The sequence below is a fragment of the Aerococcus sp. L_32 genome, from assembly GCF_050689315.1.
Genome location: NZ_JBOEQF010000266.1, coordinates 1 through 2,848, shown reverse-complemented (window position 1 = coordinate 2,848; position 2,848 = coordinate 1). Strand labels below are relative to the sequence as shown.

2 protein-coding genes are annotated in these 2,848 nt (G+C 41.3%); both read left to right on the top strand.

Annotated features, from left to right (window positions below; translation table 11 throughout):
- Positions 1-2,038, top strand: a 2,038-nt coding sequence (locus tag ACRCJ0_RS11535) for a PolC-type DNA polymerase III (RefSeq protein WP_431390507.1), incomplete at its 5' end; no start/stop codon positions are given.
- 222 nt (positions 2,039-2,260) lie between these two features.
- Positions 2,261-2,848, top strand: a 588-nt coding sequence (locus ACRCJ0_RS11530; protein ID WP_431390506.1) for a DUF1538 family protein, incomplete at its 3' end; no start/stop codon positions are given.

The following is a 2,848-nucleotide window of genomic DNA, read 5'->3' as shown; positions in this document are numbered from 1 at the left end:
AATTAAAAACTTCCCTGAAGCCCATTTTCGGTCAACAGAAGAAATGTTGCATGACTTTGCCTTCCTAGGAGAAGAAAAGGCCTTTGAAATTGTCGTGGAAAATTCCAATGCTATTGCTGACAACATCGAGTTTGTGGAACCCTTAAAAGACAAGTTGTATACACCAACTATCGAAGGGGCGGAACAAGAACTGACAGATATGTCATTTGAAAAAGCCCATGAAATCTACGGTAAAGAACTTCCAGAAATCGTAGAGGCTCGCTTAGATAAAGAATTGAAATCCATTATTTCTAATGGTTTCTCGGTTATCTACTTGATTTCACAAAAACTGGTGAAGAAATCCAATGACGACGGCTATATCGTTGGTTCCCGTGGGTCAGTTGGGTCTTCATTTGTAGCGACTATGTCAGGGATCACTGAAGTAAATCCGCTGGCGCCACATTATGTTTGCCCGAATTGCCACTATAGTCATTTCTTTACTGATGGATCAGTGGGTTCAGGGTTCGACTTGCCAGATAAACCTTGTCCTGAATGTGGGACCAACTTGGATAAAGACGGACAAGATATTCCATTTGAAACCTTCTTAGGATTTAAAGGGGACAAGGTACCTGATATCGATTTGAACTTCTCTGGTGAATACCAAGCCCGTGCCCATGCTTACACTAAAGTCCTTTTCGGTGACGACCACGTTTTCCGGGCGGGAACAATTGGTACAGTTGCGGATAAAACAGCCTTCGGGTATGTACTAGGTTACGACCAAGATAAGAATCTAAATCTTCGTAAGACCGAGAAAGAATTCTTGGCCAAGGGTGCAACAGGCGTTAAAAGGACAACCGGTCAGCATCCAGGTGGGATCATCGTTATCCCAGAAAATATGGATGTATATGACTTTACACCAATCCAATTCCCGGCTGACGACGTGGAATCTGAATGGAAGACGACACACTTCGATTTCCATTCTATCCATGATAATGTCTTGAAATTAGATATCCTTGGGCACGATGACCCGACCATGATTCGTAAATTACAGGATTTATCGGGCATCAACCCAACTGAAATCCCAACCGATGACCCAGAAGTTTATGAGTTATTCAACGGGACAGAGGTTTTAGGTGTCACCAAGGAACAAATCTATTCAAACACTGGTACATTAGGGATTCCCGAATTTGGGACCCGGTTCACTAGACAAATGCTTGAAGCAACCAAACCATCAACCTTCGCCGAACTACTGCAAATCTCCGGTTTATCGCATGGTACGGACGTTTGGTTAGGCAATGCCGAAGTACTTGTCCGGGAAAAAGGGCTACCGCTAAGTGAAGTTATCGGTTGTCGTGATGACATCATGGTTTACTTAATCCACCGTGGTCTGCCGGAATCAGACGCCTTCCAAATTATGGAAAAAGTTCGTAAAGGTAAGGGGCTTTCTGACGAACACAAGGCTATCATGCGTGAATACGACGTCCCAGAATGGTATATGGATTCATGTGAAAAGATTAAATACATGTTCCCTAAAGCCCATGCCGCTGCCTACGTATTGAACGCCATGAGGGTAGCTTGGTTTAAGGTGAAGCACCCAATTTGGTACTATTGTGCCTACCTATCAGTACGGGCGAGTGACTTTGACCTAGTCTCTATGTCAAACGGGAAAGAGTCGACTAAGGATAAAATCAATGAGATTAATGCCAAAGGAATGGAAGCTTCTACTAAAGAGAAACAATTGTTAACAGTCCTTGAGATTGTAAACGAGATGTGGGAACGTGGCTTTACCTTAAAAATGGTTGATATCAATAAATCTCATGCAACTGAATTTATTATTGAAGATGACAATACTTTGATTGCACCTTTCAGAGCTATTGACGGTTTGGGTACAAACGTGGCCAAATCCATTGTTGCAGCACGGGAGGAATCACCATTTTTATCAAAAGAAGACCTACAAACCCGTGGTAAAGTCTCTAAGTCCTTGATTGAATATATGACTGAAAACCATGTATTAGACGGATTACCAGACCAAAACCAACTATCGCTATTTGATTTTTAAAAACAAAAAGCAGGACCGCCAGTCAATCTGAAGGGCAGTCCTGCTTTTTTGAGCGTTATTTTTGATGTGACTATCAGATTATGTTAACATAATAATGTGTGCATCATTTTTTTAAGTGAATCCGTTCGCTTAACCGCAATACTCGCAACAAATCACACGTAGGTGTTTAATTTATTTGTTGCTTTTTTCCATGTAAACTATTTATTAAAAAGGAGGAATTCTATGCAGTTATTGCTAGATAAGTTTAAAGAAGTCATCTCTTCTGTCTTACCTATCGTAATCCTTGTATTCATTCTAGCATTTACCTTGGTCGACGTGCCAGGTGATATGATGGCTAGATTTGCAATTGGTTCAATTCTATTAACACTAGGACTGACCATTTTTCTATTCGGGGTAGATATCGGTATGACGCCTATTGGGAATTATTTAGGTGAATCGATTATTCGATCAAGTTCCCATTTAATTGTATTATTGTTATCATTCTTTATAGGATTTTCAATTACAGTAGCCGAACCAGACCTATTAATTTTAGGCCAACAAATTTCCGATGCAACGGGTGGCGTATTAGGGTCACAAACTATCGTTGTCGTTGTATCAATAGGTGTGGGGGTTATGATTGCCTTTGGTGTTTACCGGGTAATGAAGGATGTGGCATTGAAATGGTTCTTCCTAGCAGTTTATGCGGTCATCACCTTATTATCAATTTTCGCAGACTCTACCTTCCTAGCGATGTCATTTGACGCCTCTGGTGCAACAACAGGTGCCTTAACTACACCATTTGTATTGGCCTTAGGTACCAGTGTTTCCGCC